Source organism: Couchioplanes caeruleus, assembly GCF_003751945.1.
GTDB classification, from domain to species: domain Bacteria; phylum Actinomycetota; class Actinomycetes; order Mycobacteriales; family Micromonosporaceae; genus Actinoplanes; species Actinoplanes caeruleus.
Map to the genome: position 1 here is coordinate 7,697,818 of NZ_RJKL01000001.1, position 17,888 is coordinate 7,715,705.

Genomic DNA, 17,888 nt, shown 5'->3' on the forward strand with positions numbered 1-17,888 from the left:
GGTCTCGCCCACGGCATCATGACCACGATGCAACCCGGAGTCCTCACCGCCAAGGGCGACCGAGACATGGCCTCCGAGGTCGACTACGCCATCGAGGAGCAGGTCCGGGCCTTCCTCAGCCATAAGACGCCCGACGTCGGTTTCCTCGGTGAGGAGAACGGCACGAGCGGATCGACGAACGACCTGATGTGGGCGCTTGATCCGGTGGACGGCACGGTCAACTTCGTCCATGGCTCGCCACTGTGCGCCATATCGCTGGGCCTGATCGTCGGCAGCCGACCCGTACTTGGTGTCATCGATCTGCCCTTCCTCGGTGAGCGTTACTCCGCCGTGGAGGGCGCCGGAGCCGAGGCAGATGGCCGGCGGATCACTGTCAGCTCGGTGTCGAAGGTCTCCGAGGCTGTAGTGGCCGTCGGGGACTACGCCGTGGGCGACAGAGCCGCACAGAAGAACAGCGAGCGCTTCGCGATGACTGAACGGCTCACTGCGAAGGTCCAGCGGATCCGCATGCACGGATCCGCTGCCATTGACCTGGCCTGGCTGGCCGCCGGCCGGGTAGATGCCATCGCCATGCTGGCCAACAAACCCTGGGACACCGCAGCCGGAGTGATCATCGCCCGGGAAGCTGGAGCTCAGGTAGTCGACCGCGACGGCCTGCCCCATGACACGTGCGTCCAGTCGACCGTTGCCGCGCACCCCGCTCTGCTGCCCGCCGTTCTCAGCCTCGTCGCCGGCGCTTGACGCGGGTCACTCTTGGCGCTGCGTGCCCGTGGTCACTCATGGCCGTGCGGACGTCGATGGATGCCTTCGACGATGTGGCCGGCGACGGCATCGGGGCCCTGCGTTCCCGGACCTGAACCTCTGGATCTCAGCGGTCGCCTGGCGTTCCCGCCGCGGCCGTCCTGTGGTCGTATGCCTCGCGCGACGCGGCGATGGCCGCCCGGTGCCGGTCCGCCCAGTCGGTCAGCGTGACCAGGGAGTCGTAGAGCTCGCGCGCCATGTCCGTGGCGGTGTATTCGACCTTGGGGGGAACGGTCGGATACACCGTGCGGGTCAGCAGGCCGTCCCGTTCGAGGTTGCGCAGGGTCAGCGTCAGCATGCGCCGGCTGATCCCGGTGATCGCGCGTTCCAGCTCCGTGAAGCGCACCGGTGCCCGGCTCGCCTCGATGATCACGCCGATGCTCCACTTGCCACCGACGCGGTCGAGGACCTCGCGAACCGTGCAGGCCTTGGCATGCATGGCCTGGTCGGACACACAGGTGTTCCGCTGTGACATGAATGTGCCTCCTTACGCGCGGCCCAATGGTCACACATCATGACTGCTGTAACAAGTCGTATCCTTTTGGAGGCTCCTTCATGGCCATCACCGCACCCGCGGTCCGGCGTTCGCGATGGGCGGCGCTCGTCGTGCTCTGCGCCGGATTCCTCATGATCATTCTGGATCAGACCATCGTCACCGTGGCGCTGCCGTCGATCCAGGCGGACCTCGCCTTCGCGCCGGCGGATCTGACCTGGGTGGTCAACGCCTACCTGATCGCCTTCGGCGGCCTGCTGCTGCTGGCCGGCCGGCTCGGCGATCTCGTCGGGCGCCGGCGCGTCTTCCTGAGCGGCATCGCGGTGTTCGTGCTCGCCTCGCTGTGGTGCGGCCTGGCGACGGACCAGACCATGCTGATCATCGCCCGCTTCGTGCAGGGCGCCGGCGGTGCGGTCACCTCTGCCGTCATCCTGGGCATGATCGTCACGCTCTTTCCCGACCCCCGCGAGCTCGGCCGGGCGATCGGCGTCTACAGCTTCGTCGGCGCCGGCGGGGCGTCCGGAGGACTGCTGCTCGGCGGCGTCCTCACCGAGGCGCTGAGCTGGCACTGGATCTTCTTCGTCAACGTGCCGCTCGGCATCCTCGTCGCCGGAGCCGGCCTCCGGCTGCTGGAGGACGACCGGGGTCCCGGGCTGCGCCACGGCGCCGACGCGACCGGCGCGCTGCTCGTGACGGCGGCACTCATGATCGGCTCGTACGCGATCGTCAAGGCGACCGACCACGGCCTCGGGTCCGGGCACACGCTGGGCTTCGGAGCCCTGGCGCTCGCGCTTCTCGGTGCGTTCCTCGTCCGGCAGGCGACCGCGCGGACGCCGCTGCTGCCCTTGCGCCTGTTCCGGTCCCGCAGCCTCTCCGGCGGCAACCTCGTGCTCGGCCTGATGCTGGCGGGCATGTTCGCGCAGATGTTCCTGGGCGCGCTCTACCTGCAACTGGTGCTCGGTTACACCCCGGTGCGAATCGGACTGTCGTACCTGCCGGTCCCGGTGGCCATCGGCCTGCTCTCGGTGGGCGCTTCCGCACCGCTCAACGCCCGCTTCGGACCGCGGCGGGTCGCCGTGGCCGCTCTCGTGCTCATCGCCGCCGGGCTGACGCTGCTGGGCCGCGCCGGCGTCGGCGGCGACTACCTGACCGATGTCCTGCCCGCGCTGCTCTGCCTGGGCATCGGCGGCGGCCTCGCGTTTCCCGCACTCATCACGATCGCGATGTCGGGAGCGGAACCGGAGGACTCGGGCCTGGCTTCGGGCGTCAACAACACCGTGCAGCAGGTCGGTGGCGTGCTCGGCCTGGCGGTGCTCGCGACGATCGCCGCGACCCGCAGCGCCGACCTGATCGGTCGGGGCGCGGATCGCCTCACGGCGCTGGACGGCGGGTATGACGCCGGCTTCGCCGCGGCGACCGGCATCGTCCTCACCGCGGCGATTCTGGGAGTGGTGCTGCTCCCGCGCGACATCCCGCATTCACGAGCGCGGTAGCTGCCTCACCCGCGCTGCCTCCCGGGTGGGGTGGTCGGAGGTTCTCGACATCCGAGCCGCACGAATTCGGGAGCCGCGATACCTCGGAGCGGATAGACAGCGGTGCATAGAGTGGTGGGATGTCGAATGATCTGATGCTGTCTCGCCGGACGCTCCTGGGTGCCGCGGCGGCCGGCGGCGCGGCGGCGCTCGTCGGGGGCCGCCCGGCGAGCGCCGCCGCCAAGCCGCGGGCCGTGCGTGACCTGGAGGAGAAGATCCAGGCCGGCATGGCCGCGTACCGGATTCCGGGCGTGGCGTACGGCCTGCGGTTCCGCGGCGCCGACTATGTCGGCGGCTTCGGGGTGACCAACCTCGACGATCCCGCACCCGTCGACGCGGACACCGTCTTCCGGGTCGGCTCGACCAGCAAGACCTTCGTCGGCACCGCCGTCATGCGCCTGGTCGAGCGGGGCGGGCTGGACCTGCACCGTACGGTCCGCAGTTATCTGCCGGACTTCCGCACCGCCGACCCGGCCGCGTCCGCCCGGGTGACCGTGCGCGAGGCGCTCGACCACAGCGCCGGCTGGCTGGGCGACTTCTTCCTGGACACCGGCGAGGGCGAGGACGCGCTCGCCCGGTACGTGGCCGGGATGTCCCGCCTGCCGCAGTTGACCCCGCCGGGACGGGCGATGGCGTACAACAACGCCGCGCTGGGGCTGGCCGGGCGGCTGATCGAGGTCGCCACCGGGGAGACGTACGAGCGGGCCGTGCGGTCTCTCGTGCTCGACCCGCTGCACCTGCGGCACAGCGCGTTCACCCTGGACGAGCTGCCCGGCGTGCCGGTGGCCACGTCGCACGTGTACGACGGGAACGGCGAGCCCGTCGCGTACCCGGAGGGTTTCCGGATCTGGCGGAGTTTGAACCCGGCCGGCGGCCTGATCTCCAGCGCCCGCGACCAGCTCCGCTGGGCGAACTTCCACCTGGGCGACGGCGGCCGGCTGCTCACCCGGGAGTCGATGCGCCGGATGCAGTCGCGGCCCGGGCCGGGCGGAACGCTGTTCGTGGAGGTCGACGGCTTCGGCGTCACCTGGATGCTGCGGCCGACCGCCGAGGGACCGCTGGTGGTGCAGCACGGTGGCGACTGGACCGGGCAGCACTCCGGGTTCCTGATGGTGCCGGAGCGGGAGTTCGCGCTGACCGTGCTGACCAACGCGGAGACCGGCCCGGCCCTTCTGGCCGAATTGTTCGCCGATGACTGGGCGCTCTCCCGCTTCGCCGGTGTGCACAACCTCCGAGCGGTGCCGCGTCCGCTGAGCGCGTCGGCACTCGCGCCCTATGCGGGTACGTACACCGGCGAGCAGATCGGCCCGGACGGCACCACCGCCGTCCTCGCGCTCGACCTCGTCCCCGATGCGGGCCGGCTCAGCATCCGGTTCGACGGCGTCGAGGCCGGGCGGCTGGCGTTCTACCGCAGGGACTACGCGCTGGTGCTCGACCCGACCGGCGCGCCCGCGCACACCCGGGTCAACTTCCTGCGCGACGGCGGCAAGATCGCCTGGCTGCGCTTCGGTGGCCGGCTGCTCCGCCACGGACCGGCGTCGGCCGGATCGCGGAGACCCTTGCACCTGAACACACTGCCGTACTGAGTGGTGCGGCAGTGAAGGTTTCGTCACAGGGGTGACTGTGGACGGCCCCGGTGCCGACCGCTAGCATTGCGGCGTGCCCCGGATGGGCCGACACGATGGAGGCAGCGACTTCAGCCGCCGCTGAGCTGTGACGCGCGATGTGCGTCGCTCACCGGTCGGGCCTATCCGGATTCTCCTTCTCGTCCCGCCGCCGCAGTCTGCGCCGGGTGGGTGCGTGCTGCCCCGGCTCGTGGCCCGGACGATCTCCGGCGTTCTGGTGTCGCCTCCTTCGTCATCACCGACGACGAGAGGGACATATGACCACTGACACGACCACCGCAACGCCCAACGCCCGGCGCGACCACGCCTCCGGCGAACTCGACATCACCGCCTACCCCGCGCACGAGCGTTTCCGCGGCCCGCGGCCCGCGGTGCTGGTGCTGCCGGGCGGCGCGTACCGGTTCCACAGCGAGCACGAGGGCGAGGGCTACGCCCGCTGGTTGAGCGGCATCGGGTTGCACGCGTTCGTCCTGCGGTATCCGCTGATGACCGAGCACCGCTTCCCCGCACCACTCGAGTCCTGCCGTGCCGCCCTGGAATGGATCCGCCGGAGCGAGCACGGGCTGGATGTCGGCACGCACGTCGGCGTCATCGGCTCGAGCGCCGGCGGCCACCTCGCCGGCCTGCTGGCGACGGGTACGGTCCTGCCGACGGAACAACTCGCCGGGCCACCGCCGCGGCCGGACTTCGCCGTCCTCGCCTACGCGCCGGCGGACCTGTACCTGTTGCCGGACGAGCCGGTGGAGTGGATCCTCGACGGTCGGATGGACCTGCGCGGGGCACTGTCGCCGGTGCGCAACATCGACGCCGACACCTGCGCGACGTTCCTGTGGGCCACCGCCGAGGACCCGCCCGGGTTCCCGAACGCCCTCGCGTACGCGACCGCACTGTTCGACGCCGGCATTCCGGTGGAGCTGCACATCTATCCACGCGGACGGCACGGGCTCGGCCTGGCGAACGGCGTCGCCTACGGCGAGCACGGTGACAACCACATCCCGCACACGGCCCGCTGGGCGGAGGCATGCGAGGCCTGGCTCGGCGCGGAGGGATTCCTGGAGGACGTCAAGGCCGGCTGACGCGGGCCCCGAGGGGCCGGCCGGCTCGCGAACCGAGCCGGCCGGCCGCCACCGCTCTCGGCGGAGGTCGCCGTTCGTGCAACCTCTCCGCTCCATTTCCGGGCCGGGACTGCACCCGGCGGTCGTGAGACTCGAGGGAACACCACTTTCCAGGCCCATGCCTCGGGCCTTGCCGTGGTCTTCCTTCTGTCCCGCCCCGACCCCAGGCCGAGGAGCGTACGCTACAGATGACGACACGACAGGAACTCGGCCAGCGGACCTGGCGTTTTCGGACCTGGCGATTTCTCAGTACGGCGGTGGTCGCGGTGGTCGCCGCGGTTCCCGCCGTCGCCGACCCGGCGTCCGCTGCCGTGCCGCGGGTCGCGCAGCGGTGGGCGTCGCTGATGTACCACAGCCTGACGCCGAGCCCGCAGTACGTGGCGCTTCGCAAGACCCTCGCCGGTCAGCGGGCCACGCTCAGGACCCGGAGCGAACTGGTCAACCAGCGCCGGACCTCGCATGCCGCCGCCCAGACCGCGCTGGCGGGGGCCATCTCCGCCGACGCGGGTGCCCGTACCCGGTATGCGCTCGCGCGGGAGGCACTGACCAGCGCCAGGAACAGGCTGACCGTGGTGTCGCAGCAGCGGCCGCGCAACGGCGCCGCGGTGACCGCGGCGCAGAACAGGGTCACCGCCACGGCGAAGTCGGCGGCCATCCGCCGGGGCCAGGCGGGCGAGGCCGCCGCGGCGCTGCGGACGGCGCAGGCCACCGCCCGGTCCGCGACCACCGGCCTGGACCGGGCGACCGCCGCGTGGCAGGCCACCTCGGAGACGGTACGCAAGAACCAACAGAAGCTGATCAGCCTCGACAAGTCCGCCGAGTTCGCCGGGCAGGCCGCCGCGCTCAGCCGTGACGTCGTGACCGAGGTACGGGCCGGGTTCACGATGGCCGACACCGCCTCCGTGAACGGTGTCACCGTGCACAAGAGCGTCTCGTTCGCGTTCCGGCGGATGCTCGCCGACGCGAAGGCCGACGGGGTCGTGCTCTCCGGCGGCGGGTTCCGGAGCAAGAAGCGGCAGATCGAGCTGCGGAAGATCAACGGTTGTCCCGACGTGTGGACCGCGCCGGCTTCCTCGTGCCGGGTGCCGACGGCGATTCCCGGCCGCTCGCTGCACGAGCTCGGCCTCGCCGTCGACGTCACCGCCGGTGGGAAGTCGCTCACCGCGAACAGCGCCGGCTTCCGCTGGATGTCCATGTACGCCAAGAAGTACGGGTTCGTGAATCTGCCGTCGGAGCCGTGGCACTGGTCGATCACCGGCGGATGAGCGCTCGGGCGTTCAGGCGGCGGGAAGGCCGGCGAGCATGCCCGGGAAACGGCCGAACCGCCCGTCCCTGACAGCGGGGCGGGCGGTTCGGTCAGGCACGCGGTTCAGCGGTCGAAGGTGGCCCCGAACTCCTGGGTCCACATCGGCACCTGGCGCCCGGAGTCGTTGCGGAAGGCCAGCCCGACTCCGATGTTGCGGTAACCGCACTTGAGGATGTTGGCCCGGTGGCCGGCGCTCTTCATCCACGCCTGCATGACCGCGGCCGGGGTGGCCTGGCCGAACGCGATGTTCTCACCGGTCAGCCGGAACTTGTAGCCGGCCGCGGTGACCCGCTGCGACGGGCTCTTGCCCTGCCGGTTGGTGTGCGAGAAGAACCGGTTGGCCGCCATGTCCTGCGAGTGGGACCGCGCCACCGAGGCGAGCCGGCTGTCGACGGTCACCGGGGAGCACCCGGCCCGGGCCCGCTCCTGGTTGACCAGGCGCACAACCTCCGCCTCGGCCTTCTGGACGGCGGAACCACCGGCCGTCGGCTTGGAGGAGGGCTTGGGAGAGGTGCTGCCCTGGGTCGGGGTGGGCTTCGGTGCCGGAACGGCGCCGCCGGTGGTGACCAGCTTCAGTCCCTCGGTCTGCAGGACCGGGTTGATCGGCTGGTAGACCGACGTCGCCCGGCCCCCGGAGCAGTTGCCGGATCCGCCGGAGAGTACGCCCTGCGCCTGGTTGCCGGCGAGCAGCGAGCCTCCCGAGTCGCCCGGCTGGGCACAGGCGCTGGTGATCACGAAGCCTTTGACGGCGCGTCCGCTGACGGTCAGGCTGGCGTTGCGGGCGGTGATGACGCCGCATCGGGTGCCGGTGGTCGAGCCGGTACGGCACACCGACGCGCCCACCGGAGCCTCCTTCGACCCGGCGATCGGCACCTCGCCGCCGGTGGTCGCCACCACCGGCTTCGGCGTCCAGTTGCGGTTGACGTCGACGACGGCGTAGTCGTTGCCGCCGCTGTTGCCGAACTTCGACACCCGGAACGTCCCCTGGGCGTTGTTGGAGGCGACCGTGGTGGCGCCGCGCGCACCACAGTGTCCGGCGGTGACGAAACCGGTGGTCACCGGGAAGCCCACCGAGCAGCGCGAGGAACGGTTGATGACGAAGGCGTCGCCGCCGCGGAGGTCGAACATGGCCGTGAAGTCGGCCGGGACGGTCTGCACCCGCACCGCGTCGCCGCCGAGCCCGGCCTTGCGCGCCCAGGTGCGGGCCTTCTGCTCCGCGCCTTCGTGGGCCAGCAGCGTGACACTGTTGGTGCTGGGGTCGACGTACCAGCCGGACACCTGCGCCGGGGCCTTGGCGGCGCGGCGGTCCAACCGGCTCTGCGCCGCCTCGAGCTCGCCGCGGTTCTGCTCGACCAGCTTCGGTTCCGCCCCCGTCGCACGGACGTCGTCGGCCAGCTCCGAGTCGGTGACGGCGACCGTCAGCCGCCCGGTCGAGGAACTGATCCACGCGCCGCCGAACGCGCCGCCGGTGACCGTCCGCAGCCGCGACTCGAGCTCCGACGTGACCGCCTCCGCCCCCAGCCGCTGCGCCGCGTCGCCCCGCGTCAGCTTGAGGTCGCGCTCCATGGGGGCCAGCAACGCGTCCGCGGGGCCGGGGTCGGCCGGCGCCGTACCCGCTCCCGGCGCCTGCGCGGCCCCGGACGACCGTTGCGGCCGCGCCTCGGTTCCCGCCAGAGCCGGGACGGTCAGCACGACCGCCACCCCCGCCGCGGACACCATTGCCACCGTCGCGACGATTCGCCTCGCCTGCATCTTCACCCTTCCGTCACCCGCACACCACCGACGGATGCCGGTGGGCCGTCACCGTGCGTGACGCTCCGGTATGGATCACCGGATGTCCCGCCGACGCGGACCCCGGTACTCTTACGTCGCCCGGCGGGCTCCGGATGCGGGCACAGGAAGATCTAAGAAACGGCTTAGGCAACGTTCAGAAGACGTGATCACGAGCGCGGCGGACGGGTGCCTTGCAGAGACGTGCGTCACTGCGGGAGCCGGCCCGGGCGGTGCCGATCTCCGGATGACCCATCGTCACGGTCATCGTGCGGGGCCGACCGCTCATCACCATCCATGATCGAGGGTGGCGAGGGATGCTGTCACCACCTGAGGAGCTGGCGGGTGCGCTGCATGATTCTGCGGTACATGTGATGTCCTCCTGCGCCCTGACCAGGGTGAATGGTGTTGAAGGAGATCACTGTAAGCAGGCGTGCTCCTCGGTGGCAGCGGGTGCGACCGAGGAATGGCGCTCCACATGAGAGCGGTCCGTTCCTTCGTACTACCTGATTCTCGGTATGTCCCGCCTCGCCCAGGCCCGTGTCGCCGATCATCGGGTCAGTAACCCATTCCGGAGCAGGTGGCCGTGGTCGCCAGGAGTGGGGCGAGGACGCCGAAGACGACGATCGCGGTGGCGCCCACACTCAGGGCGTCCCGGAGCAGCGGACCGGCCCGTCGAGCGGCCATCGCCGTCGCACGGCCGGCGGCGAGGCCGAGGGCCAGGCCGATGCAGGTCAGCAGTACCGGCGTGCGGTACCAGGCGAGGTCGGGCGGCAGGACCTCGCAGGTGTCCACCGAGCTTGCGTACGTGATCAGCGCCGCGGCCGGCAGGGACACCACGGCGCCGAGGACAGTGAGGACCGTGCCGATGCCGAAGCGCCCGCGGCGGGTCTCCATCGCCTGGGCGACGACGGCGAACGCCGCCGTCGGGCCGAAGAACATGAGGACGTATCCGAGGACCTGGCCCGCCGGCCGGGTGGTGTCGGACCGGTAGAACAGGTCGAACGCGGCGAGCACGCTGAACTCGACGAGCATGAGGGCCAGCAGGAACAGGGGAACCGATCGCGGCGCGGCGACCGGCTCGTCCGGGCGCGGCCCCGTGTCCCGCTTCAGATTGACGAGCGCCCAATCTCGGTGACCCACGATGTTCCAGCCCTCCACTCGTGCGGCGTCGCATAGTCAAGGGGAAGAACGTAAATATCCGGTACGAAGATCATTCGGGGTGCGTGAGCCGTGGTACGACGGGCCGGAGAACCGCCGTACCGTCCCGGTAGTCGACCTCCATGGCGAAGGCGAACCGGTCGGCCTGCAGACACAGTGCCACGTCGTCGGGGTGGATGCCGCGGTAGCCCCGCCGTACGCCCGCGGTCAGGGTGTCCGCCGCGGCCGACGTCCTCGCGCGCTGCAGGAAGGGGCCCGCGGATGTCTGCGGATTCTCGAGCAGCGCGGCGATGTATTCGGCGCAGGCGCGGTCCTCCTCGGCCGTGCCGTCGTCGCCGGTGATGAGGTACGTCACGCTCGCCGATCCGTCGGCTCGCAGCGTACAGGCCGTGGCGGCCGCGACCGCGAAGCCGGCGCACAGGACCCGGCGGGCGTGCCGGGCGGCGAGCGCGCCGCGCGTGCCCGAGGTGGTCGTCTGCACCAGCGTGCGACCCCTCAGGTCCAGCTTGGACACCAGGGCGGGGGAGTTCACCGTGTCGAAGCCCGCCGCGGGCGGACCGTCCTTGCACGTGACCGCCGTGGGGTGGGCCGCCTTGAGGGCCAGGGCGTGTTCGACGCCGGAGGCCAGCAGGATGCGCTCGGCTCCCCCGGCGAAGGCCCACGCCGCCACCGTGAAGGCGCGCATGACGTCGATGACGACCACGGTTTCCGGGTCGGCGCCGAGGGTAGGGATTCCGGTGAACCGGGCGTCTCTGACCATTCGCGCAGCGTAGCGCCGTCGCGCCGGTGACCCTTAACAAAGATAGATACGTCGATCGTCCGGGGGGAGCTTGCGGAGAGCGACTATGTCGATCTCTAGAGTCATCGCATCGGCGACATGACCTGTCCGCCGTCATCGCTTCAAGGAGAGACGTTGCACTTCACCAAGCGCATCGCACTGTCCGGGCCCACAGCGGTCACTGCCGTGACCGCTGTCGATCTGCCGACTCTCGGACGTCCGACTGTCCACCGCTGCGCCCGCGCGCCGCGCCCCGGAGCCGCGCCCGTGTCCTCACGCGGCATGTGACGCGTCCGCGGATGCCGCACCGCCGCATCCGCCCTCATCGCGAGGCGTGCCCGTAGGCACCCCGCGTCATCGCCCGCCCGATGGGCGTCGGTGAACCGTTCCACTCCCGTGCGGCTACGGCCGGCGAGCCCGCACGCTCAGTGATGCGCGAAGGAATGATGACAGTGGACACTCTGACCTCCCAGGACTACCAGGCACCGCCCGCGCTCGTCGGAGAGCGGCTGACCGTCGAGGCGTTCGAGCAGCTCGCCGGGACGCTGTCGGGACACCGGTTCGTCAAGGTCGTGGTCGACCGCCCGGCGGGAGTCATCCATTTCATCGACAACAACCGGTACGCGTTCCACGCCTACTACATCGCCGAGCACATCCTGCACATCCCGCGCGAGGAGCTCGAGGCGAACGTCGACCAGTACAACCACGCCTTCTACGCCGACCCGGATCGGCGGCTCTATCTGGGCCTGCTGTCGATGCACGCGCGGGAGGACGACACCGGCACCCGGCGGTTCCTCTGCCTGGAGACCGTCGAGGTCGACACGATGTCCACCGAGATGCTGCGGTACTTCTACGCGTTCGTGGCCGACCGCATCGACCCCGGTCTGCCGCTGCTGTTCAAGCCCGCGACCCACCGACAGGAGCTGCAGCTCAGCGACGTTCCGGCCACCGAGATGCCGCGCATCTCGGCGCACGAGATCTTCTCCGCGGCGCCGTTCGTGGCGCTACAGCCCGGCGTCGCGCAGGGCCGGCTGCGGGCCTTCCGCGACGAGGACGCGTACCGACGGGCCGACCCGCCGCTGCAGTGGTACGACATCATCGCGATGGACCGCGTCCCCGACGACATCCCGCGCCTGGCCGGCATCATCAACGCGCAGCACACGACGCCGCTGTCACACACCAACGTGCTGGCCGCCGGATGGGCGATCCCCAACGCGATCCAGCTCGACGCCTTCGGCCGCATCGACTCCGCAGGGCTCGACGGCACGTGGGTGCGCTACGAGGTCGTCGCGAGCGCCGACGCCATCGCGCTGACGCCGATAGAGCGGCCGGACGACCTCGACCGGCGTCCGGCCTGGGTGGCGCAGCAGGTCACCGTCGAGGAGCCCGAGGTCCACCTGAGCCCGATCGCCGGCCTCGACGAGATCCGGGCCGGCGACCGCTACCGGTACGGCACCAAGGCGGCCAACCTCGGCGAGCTGCACCACGTGCTCTCCCACGGTTCCGAGCGCCTGCTCGGCTTCTACCGCACGCCGCGGCCGCCGCGCAGAGACCTGCTCGGCTACCTGCAGAAGCTCCTGGACGTGCCCGGGCCGGCGGGCCTGGCGCAGGCGGCGAACCGGCTGCTGCGCGAGTTGGTCTGGGTCCCGCGCGGCATCGCCCTGCCGTTCTCCCTGCAGCGCGAGTTCCTCGAGTCGTCGCCGGCGATCCAGCAGACCATCGGCAAGCTGAAGATGGCGCTCGAGCTCGACGCGCGCGAGGTGGAGTCGCTCTGCCTCGAGCTGCAGCGCCTGGTCCGCCGGACCCGGGTCCCCGACTCGATCCGCTCCCGCGTGGACGACGCGCTGGTAACCCATCTGGGCGGCGTGGCGAGCTTCGTGGTGCGCAGCTCGTCGAACGCCGAGGACCTGGCCGGCTTCTCGGCCGCCGGCATCTACGAGTCGGTCAACCACGTCACCACCGCCGACCACGTCATGGACAGCCTCAAGACGGTGTGGGCGTCGCTGCTGTCGCCGCGCAGCGTACGGCTGCGCCAACAGGCCGGCATCTCGCTGGACGACTCGTACATGGGCGTGGTGATCCAGGAGGAGGTCGCCTCGACCATGGGCGGCGTCATGGTGACGACGAACCCGCTGACGCCCGCCGACTTCCGCAACGTCTACCTCAACGTGTCCACGCGCTCGGTGACCGACGTGGTGGCCGGCTCGCACGCGCCGATGCAGTACCTGTTCAACACGGTCGAGGGCGGCGGCCGCACGGTGTCGCTGGGCGACGCCGAGCGGGATCTGCCCGAGGCCGGCCGGGCGCGGCTGCAACGGCTCGCGGTGGCCGGACGGCTGCTGCAGGCGCACTTCTCGCCCGACTACACGTTCTCGGCGCCGGTCGACATCGAGTGGGTCGCCGACGACGACCGCATCGCGATCGTCCAGTTGCGTCCGTACTCGGCCTGAGCGCGGGAGTCACCATGTCCGCCGCCAGCACCGTCACCCCGCCCCCGGCGGTCACGTCCCGCCGGGCACCCGCGCCCGTACGCCGGGTGGTCTGGATCCACTACGGCTTCCAGTTCTTCTTCGGCCTCCTGGTGTGGGTGCCGGTGTTCTACACGTACCAACGCGTGGTCGGCCTCGACGACCGGGAGATCTTCGGCATCCAGAGCATCTACTACGTCGCGTTCTGCCTGTTCGAGATCCCCACCGGGCTGCTCGCCGACCGGCTGGGCCTGCGGCGCAGCATGATCGGCGGCGCTGGGGTGCTGCTGCTGGCCAACCTGGTGCCCGTGGCCGCGCCCGGCTACGCCGGCTTCCTGGTGCACTGGCTGCTCATCGCGCTGGCCCGGTCGCTGGTGTCGGGCGCCGCGAGCGCGTACCTCTACGAGTACCTGCAGCGCCACGACGCGGCCTGGTTCTACCAGCGCGCCGAAGGCAACGCGCGGGCGTACAGTCTCGTCGGCAAGATCGTGTGCTGGCCGGCGGCCGGCGCGCTGATGGCGTGGCTGCCGGCCAGCGTCTACTGGCTGACGGCCCTCAACGCCGCCGTCGCCCTGATCCTGGCGTTGCGCCTGCCGGCGCTGCTCGGCGCGGATCCCGAGCACCCGCACGCAACGGCGAAGCCCGCGTCGACCTGGCGGACGATCGGCGGGGCGGCCCGCTTCCTGCGGCGGTCCCCGCTGCTCATGCTGATCATGGTGCAGGGCATCGCGGTCTTCACCCTGTCGCGCATCCTGCAGGTCAACCTGTTCCAGCCGATCCTGACCGTCAAGGACACGCCGGTCGTCTGGCACGGCACCGTCCTCGCCGCCATGACCGTCTTCGAGGTGGCCGGGGCGGCGGTCAGCCATCGGGTACGCCGGTTCACCGGTGACCTGGCCGCCGTATCGGTCCTGACGGTCGTCATGGCGGCGAGCCTCGCGCTGGTGGTGCCCGCGCCGGGCGTCTTCACCGTGGTCTGCCTGTGCGCCTTCTCGCTGGTGGCCGGCCTGGTCTACCCGGTGCAGCGCAAGCTGCTCAACGAGGCGATCACCGACTCCCGCTACCGCGCCACGCTGCTGTCCATCGAGTCCCTGATCGACCGTGCCGTCTGCGCCGTGGTGGCGCTGCTGCTCGGCAGCTTCCTGGCGACCGGGCGTCTGCAGACGTTCCTGCTGCTGTCGGCGGGCGCCGCGGTCCTGCTCGTCCTGCTCGTCGCGCCTCTGTCCGCGCTCGTGTCCCGGCGACAGCGCGCCACCGCCGGCACCGCATCCTAGAAGGAAGGTCCACCATGCTCGTCTTCGTCGAGGCCGGCATCGCCGGCACGGGCCTGTCCGCCCTCGCCTGGGCCGTCGACCACGGCCTGGACGCCGGACTGGTCAGCGCCGCGCCCGAGCAGTACGCCCAGGTGCCCAACGGCGGCCTGCTGCCCGTCCTCAGCGCGCGGGGCCGGGTGTTCCGCAGCGCCGACACCGATGCGGCGACCCCGGACGCCGGCCTGGCCGACTGGGTCCGCGCCAGCGGCACGCGGCACGGCGTCGTCTGTATCGGCGACCGCCACCTCCCGTACGCGGCGGCGCTGGCCGAGCAGCTCGGCGTCCCGTTCCACCCGGTGCACGCGATCGCCGCGCTGCGCGACAAGCGCGTCGCCCGGGAACACTACGCGGCGCTCGACATCCGCTCGCCGCGCTGGTCCGCGGCGGACGACGTGCGCGACGCGCTCGCGCTGCACGACGCCGTCGACGGCCCGATCGTGCTCAAGAACGTGAAGGGCTCCGGCAGCCTCGACGTCCTCCTGTGCCGCACCGCCGCGGAAGTACGTGCGCATCACGCGACGCTGGCCGACCGGCGGCGCTACCTCGGCGGCGACCTGATGGCCGAGCAGTTCGTCACCGGGCCGCTGTACAGCATCGAGACGGTGATCGACCACGGCCGGGCCGTGACCCTGGGCATCACCGACCGGCAGCTCGGCCCGCGCCCGCACTTCTGCGAGGTGTCGTACACCTTCCCGGCGGCCCTGCCGGCCGCCGCCGCCGACGAGATGGCCGGCGCGGTCGAGGCCTGCGCCAAGCATTTCGGGCTCACGCACGGCTTCCTGCACTCCGAGTTCGTGCTCACCGCCGATGGACCGGTGCTGGTCGAGGTCAACCCCCGCCTGGGCGGAGGCTTGCTGGCCCTGATGATGAACGACTGCCTCACCGTGTCGTGCTGGGAGCTGCTGTGCCGCAGTGCGCTCGGCGAACGGCTGCCCGACGTGGCGCACAACGGCCGGTACGCCAGCACCGCCACGGTCTACCCGGCCGAACCGGGCGTCGTGGCGGCGCTGCCCGACCGGGAGGCAGCGGCCCGCGGCCCCTTCGTCAGCGACGTGGTGTGGACGGCCGTACCCGGCGACGAGGTGTACCCGCCGCGGGACTACCGGGGCGCGGTCTGCCAGATCCGCACCCGGGCGGGCAGCGCGAGTCTGGCGTACAACGCGGCGCTCGCCGCCGCCCGCGACGTCCGCATCGAGCTGACCTCGCCCTGATGGTCTGAAACGCGACACCCGACGCAGCACGGACGCGCCACTAGCCTCACATTGACGCCCACCGCTGTGCTGAAGGAGGGATCGGGTGAGCACCTCCAGGGACCGCGCCCCGGAGAACGCCGACGTTCCGGATGACTTCGTGCTTCCCGAGTTGCGGCCGATCTGGTGGGAGACCGGCGTCCGGGCCCGCGCCGAGGCCGGCATCCTCGGCGTGTTCGCCGAGCTGCCCGGCCTGATCGTCAAGGCAATCGCGATCGCCTGGCGCACCGACCGGATCCGGACCGCGACCGTCGCCGCCGTGACCGTCGCCGCCGGGGTGATGGCCACCTTCGGCCTGCTCGCGACCCAGCGCGTCCTGGTGGAGTTGTTCGCCGGCGGCCCGACCCCGGATCGGGTACGCGCCGCCCTGCCGGCGTTGCTGCTGCTGGGCGCGGCGACCGCGATCCGTGGCGCGATGGGCATCGCCACCGGGTATGCGCTCAACGGCCTCACTCCGCGGGTCAATCAGGAGGTCGAGCGGCGGCTGTTCGAGCACACCACGGCCGTACGCCTGGAGGCGTTCGACGACGATGCCTTCTCCGAGGGGATGGAACGGGCCACGCGCGGCTCCGAGGCGGCGATCGAGCTGGTCGAGGACACGATGAACCTGTTCGCGGGCGTGGTCAGTCTGCTCGCGGTCACCGTCGCCGTCATGGTGATCCATCCGCTGTTGCTGCTCGCTCTGCTGGTGGCCACTGTCCCGACCGCGTACGCGGCATTGCGTGCCGGGCACGAGCGGTTCAAGAGCTACCTGTCCGGATCCACCCGGCGGCGCCGGATGTGGGTGTTGCAGCAGCTCATGGCGGAGCGGGTGTCCGCGCCGGAGCTGCGCTCGTACGGGCTTCGCCACTTTCTTCTCCAGCAGCACGACCGGGTGATGGGCGCGCAGACCGCGGTCGACCTCGCGCTGGCCCGCCGGGTCACCACGACCACCGCGCTCGGCTCGGCCACCGGCGGACTGGCTCTCGGCGGCGTCTACACCCTGCTGGGCGTGCTGCTGGTCGACGGCCAGATCCCGCTGGCGGCCGCCGCGACCTGCGTGGTCGCCGTGCAGGCGGCCCAGCGCGCGTTGACGCAGACGACGTTCCAGATCGACCGGGTGTTCGCCGACGGTCAGTTCTTCAACGAGTACGTGGGCTTTCTGGAGCGCGCCGTCACCTATCTGCCGGGCCGGGCCGGCGCAGCGTCCACACCGGAGGAACTGCGGGAGATCTCCGTACGCGGGGTGAGCCTGACCTATCCCGACCGTGATCAACCGGCCGTCGACGATCTCACGATCACCATCCGGGCCGGGGAGACGATCGCGCTCGTCGGCGAGAACGGGTCCGGCAAGTCCAGTCTCGCCGCGATGATCGCCGGCCTGCGGGAGCCGACCAGCGGTGTCGTCGCCTGGAACGGCCGCGCGCTGCGGGAGTGGGATACCGACGCGTTGCGCGCCCGGATCGGTGTGGTTCTTCAGGAGCACCACAAGTGGCCCTTCAGCGCGGCCACGAACATCGCCATGGGCGACCTCGCCGCGCCCGCCGACCGCGGCCGCATCGAGCGCGCCGCGGCGCTCGCCGCCGCGCACGAGATGATTCTGGACCTGCCGCACGGCTACGACACCCTTCTCGACCGTACGTTCAAAGACGGTCAGGATCTGTCGGGCGGGCAGTGGCAACGGGTCACCGCCGCCCGGGGTTTCCTGCGCGACGGCGACCTGTTGATCATGGACGAGCCGTCCTCGGCGCTCGATCCCCGCGCCGAGGACCAGCTCTTCCAGGCCATCCGCACCCGGCAGGGCACCCGGACCACCATCCTCATCACCCACCGGCTCGCCAACGTCACCCACGCCGACCGGATCCTCGTCATGCACGACGGCGCGCTGACCGAAGCCGGCAGCCACGACGAGTTGATGAGGGCGAACGGCCGCTATGCCGAGCTGTTCACCCTGCAGTCCAAGGGTTACCGGAGCGGACCGGCCGCCTAGAAGCGGCCGTGAGCAGGTTTCAGCCCTCCGCGCCGTCCCCGCCGGCACGGTTGGCGCCGGTGTCGTTGATGCCGGCGTTGCTGCTGCCGTGCGACGGCGTGGTCGCGGCCGGCGCCTGGTCGGTGATCGGGGTGCCGGTCTCCGGATATCCCGTCACGTGCTGGTCGGTGCTGCTTCCGGCATCGTTCCCGGCATCGGCCGTGTCGTTGTCTGCCCGGTCGTGGGTGGTCATGGTGGAGTCCCCTCACCGTCGGTTCGGCTCGTCCGTGCCGGATACCCGGTCGGCGCCGAAGGAATCACCCGGGCC

Annotated in this window: 14 protein-coding genes; 9 read left to right on the plus strand and 5 right to left on the minus strand. The window is 71.2% G+C overall.

The window, feature by feature from the left end:
- Positions 1-18 precede the first annotated feature (18 nt).
- The gene (locus tag EDD30_RS34690; RefSeq protein WP_425321284.1) at positions 19-741 is read left to right on the plus strand and encodes an inositol monophosphatase family protein; all 723 of its coding nucleotides are present in this window, start codon (positions 19-21) and stop codon (positions 739-741) included.
- Positions 742-868: 127 nt separating this feature from the next.
- On the opposite strand, the gene EDD30_RS34695 is transcribed toward EDD30_RS34690, so the two are convergent.
- Entirely contained in the window at positions 869-1,276 is a 408-nt protein-coding gene (locus tag EDD30_RS34695; protein WP_071806613.1) for a winged helix-turn-helix transcriptional regulator, read from the minus strand.
- 80 nt (positions 1,277-1,356) lie between these two features.
- Here EDD30_RS34695 and EDD30_RS34700 point away from each other — a divergent pair, with 80 nt between their 5' ends.
- The 4 genes from EDD30_RS34700 to EDD30_RS34715 all read left to right on the plus strand — a co-directional run bounded on the left by EDD30_RS34700 (position 1,357) and on the right by EDD30_RS34715 (position 6,831).
- On the plus strand, positions 1,357-2,787 hold the full coding sequence (locus tag EDD30_RS34700; RefSeq protein WP_071806612.1) for an MFS transporter: 1,431 nt from the start codon (positions 1,357-1,359) through the stop codon (positions 2,785-2,787).
- A gap of 119 nt (positions 2,788-2,906) precedes the next feature.
- On the plus strand, positions 2,907-4,412 hold the full coding sequence (locus EDD30_RS34705) for a serine hydrolase domain-containing protein (protein ID WP_123678680.1): 1,506 nt from the start codon (positions 2,907-2,909) through the stop codon (positions 4,410-4,412).
- Positions 4,413-4,708: 296 nt separating this feature from the next.
- Positions 4,709-5,527 carry an alpha/beta hydrolase gene (locus EDD30_RS34710; RefSeq protein ID WP_084556557.1) on the plus strand — a complete coding sequence of 273 codons (819 nt, stop codon included), beginning with the start codon at positions 4,709-4,711 and terminating at the stop codon, positions 5,525-5,527.
- Positions 5,528-5,754: 227 nt separating this feature from the next.
- The gene (locus EDD30_RS34715; RefSeq protein ID WP_084556286.1) at positions 5,755-6,831 is read left to right on the plus strand and encodes a M15 family metallopeptidase; all 1,077 of its coding nucleotides are present in this window, start codon (positions 5,755-5,757) and stop codon (positions 6,829-6,831) included.
- A gap of 104 nt (positions 6,832-6,935) precedes the next feature.
- On the opposite strand, the gene EDD30_RS34720 is transcribed toward EDD30_RS34715, so the two are convergent.
- From EDD30_RS34720 to EDD30_RS34730, 3 genes are all read right to left on the minus strand, one after another.
- Positions 6,936-8,624 (minus strand): CAP domain-containing protein, encoded by a 1,689-nt coding sequence (locus EDD30_RS34720; RefSeq protein WP_143162634.1) that lies wholly within the window; start codon positions 8,622-8,624, stop codon positions 6,936-6,938.
- A gap of 576 nt (positions 8,625-9,200) precedes the next feature.
- Positions 9,201-9,785 carry a hypothetical protein gene (locus EDD30_RS34725; protein WP_143162633.1) on the minus strand — a complete coding sequence of 195 codons (585 nt, stop codon included), beginning with the start codon at positions 9,783-9,785 and terminating at the stop codon, positions 9,201-9,203.
- A gap of 70 nt (positions 9,786-9,855) precedes the next feature.
- Positions 9,856-10,563, minus strand: a complete 708-nt coding sequence (locus EDD30_RS34730; protein WP_071804740.1) for a 2-phosphosulfolactate phosphatase — start codon at positions 10,561-10,563, stop codon at positions 9,856-9,858.
- A 470-nt stretch (positions 10,564-11,033) separates the two neighbouring features.
- Here EDD30_RS34730 and EDD30_RS34735 point away from each other — a divergent pair, with 470 nt between their 5' ends.
- The 4 genes from EDD30_RS34735 (at position 11,034) to EDD30_RS34750 (ending at position 17,581) form a co-directional block, all read left to right on the plus strand.
- Complete coding sequence (locus EDD30_RS34735) at positions 11,034-13,031, plus strand: PEP/pyruvate-binding domain-containing protein (RefSeq protein ID WP_211277743.1); 1,998 nt, start codon at positions 11,034-11,036, stop codon at positions 13,029-13,031.
- Positions 13,032-13,045: 14 nt separating this feature from the next.
- On the plus strand, positions 13,046-14,323 hold the full coding sequence (locus EDD30_RS34740) for an MFS transporter (protein ID WP_071804739.1): 1,278 nt from the start codon (positions 13,046-13,048) through the stop codon (positions 14,321-14,323).
- Between the two features lie 14 nt (positions 14,324-14,337).
- The gene (locus EDD30_RS34745; protein ID WP_071804738.1) at positions 14,338-15,573 is read left to right on the plus strand and encodes an ATP-grasp domain-containing protein; all 1,236 of its coding nucleotides are present in this window, start codon (positions 14,338-14,340) and stop codon (positions 15,571-15,573) included.
- Positions 15,574-15,658: 85 nt separating this feature from the next.
- Positions 15,659-17,581, plus strand: a complete 1,923-nt coding sequence (locus EDD30_RS34750) for an ABC transporter ATP-binding protein (RefSeq protein ID WP_071804737.1) — start codon at positions 15,659-15,661, stop codon at positions 17,579-17,581.
- Positions 17,582-17,600: 19 nt separating this feature from the next.
- Here the strand turns inward: EDD30_RS34750 and EDD30_RS34755 are convergent, their stop codons facing one another.
- Entirely contained in the window at positions 17,601-17,813 is a 213-nt protein-coding gene (locus tag EDD30_RS34755; protein ID WP_071804736.1) for a hypothetical protein, read from the minus strand.
- Positions 17,814-17,888 lie beyond the last annotated feature (75 nt).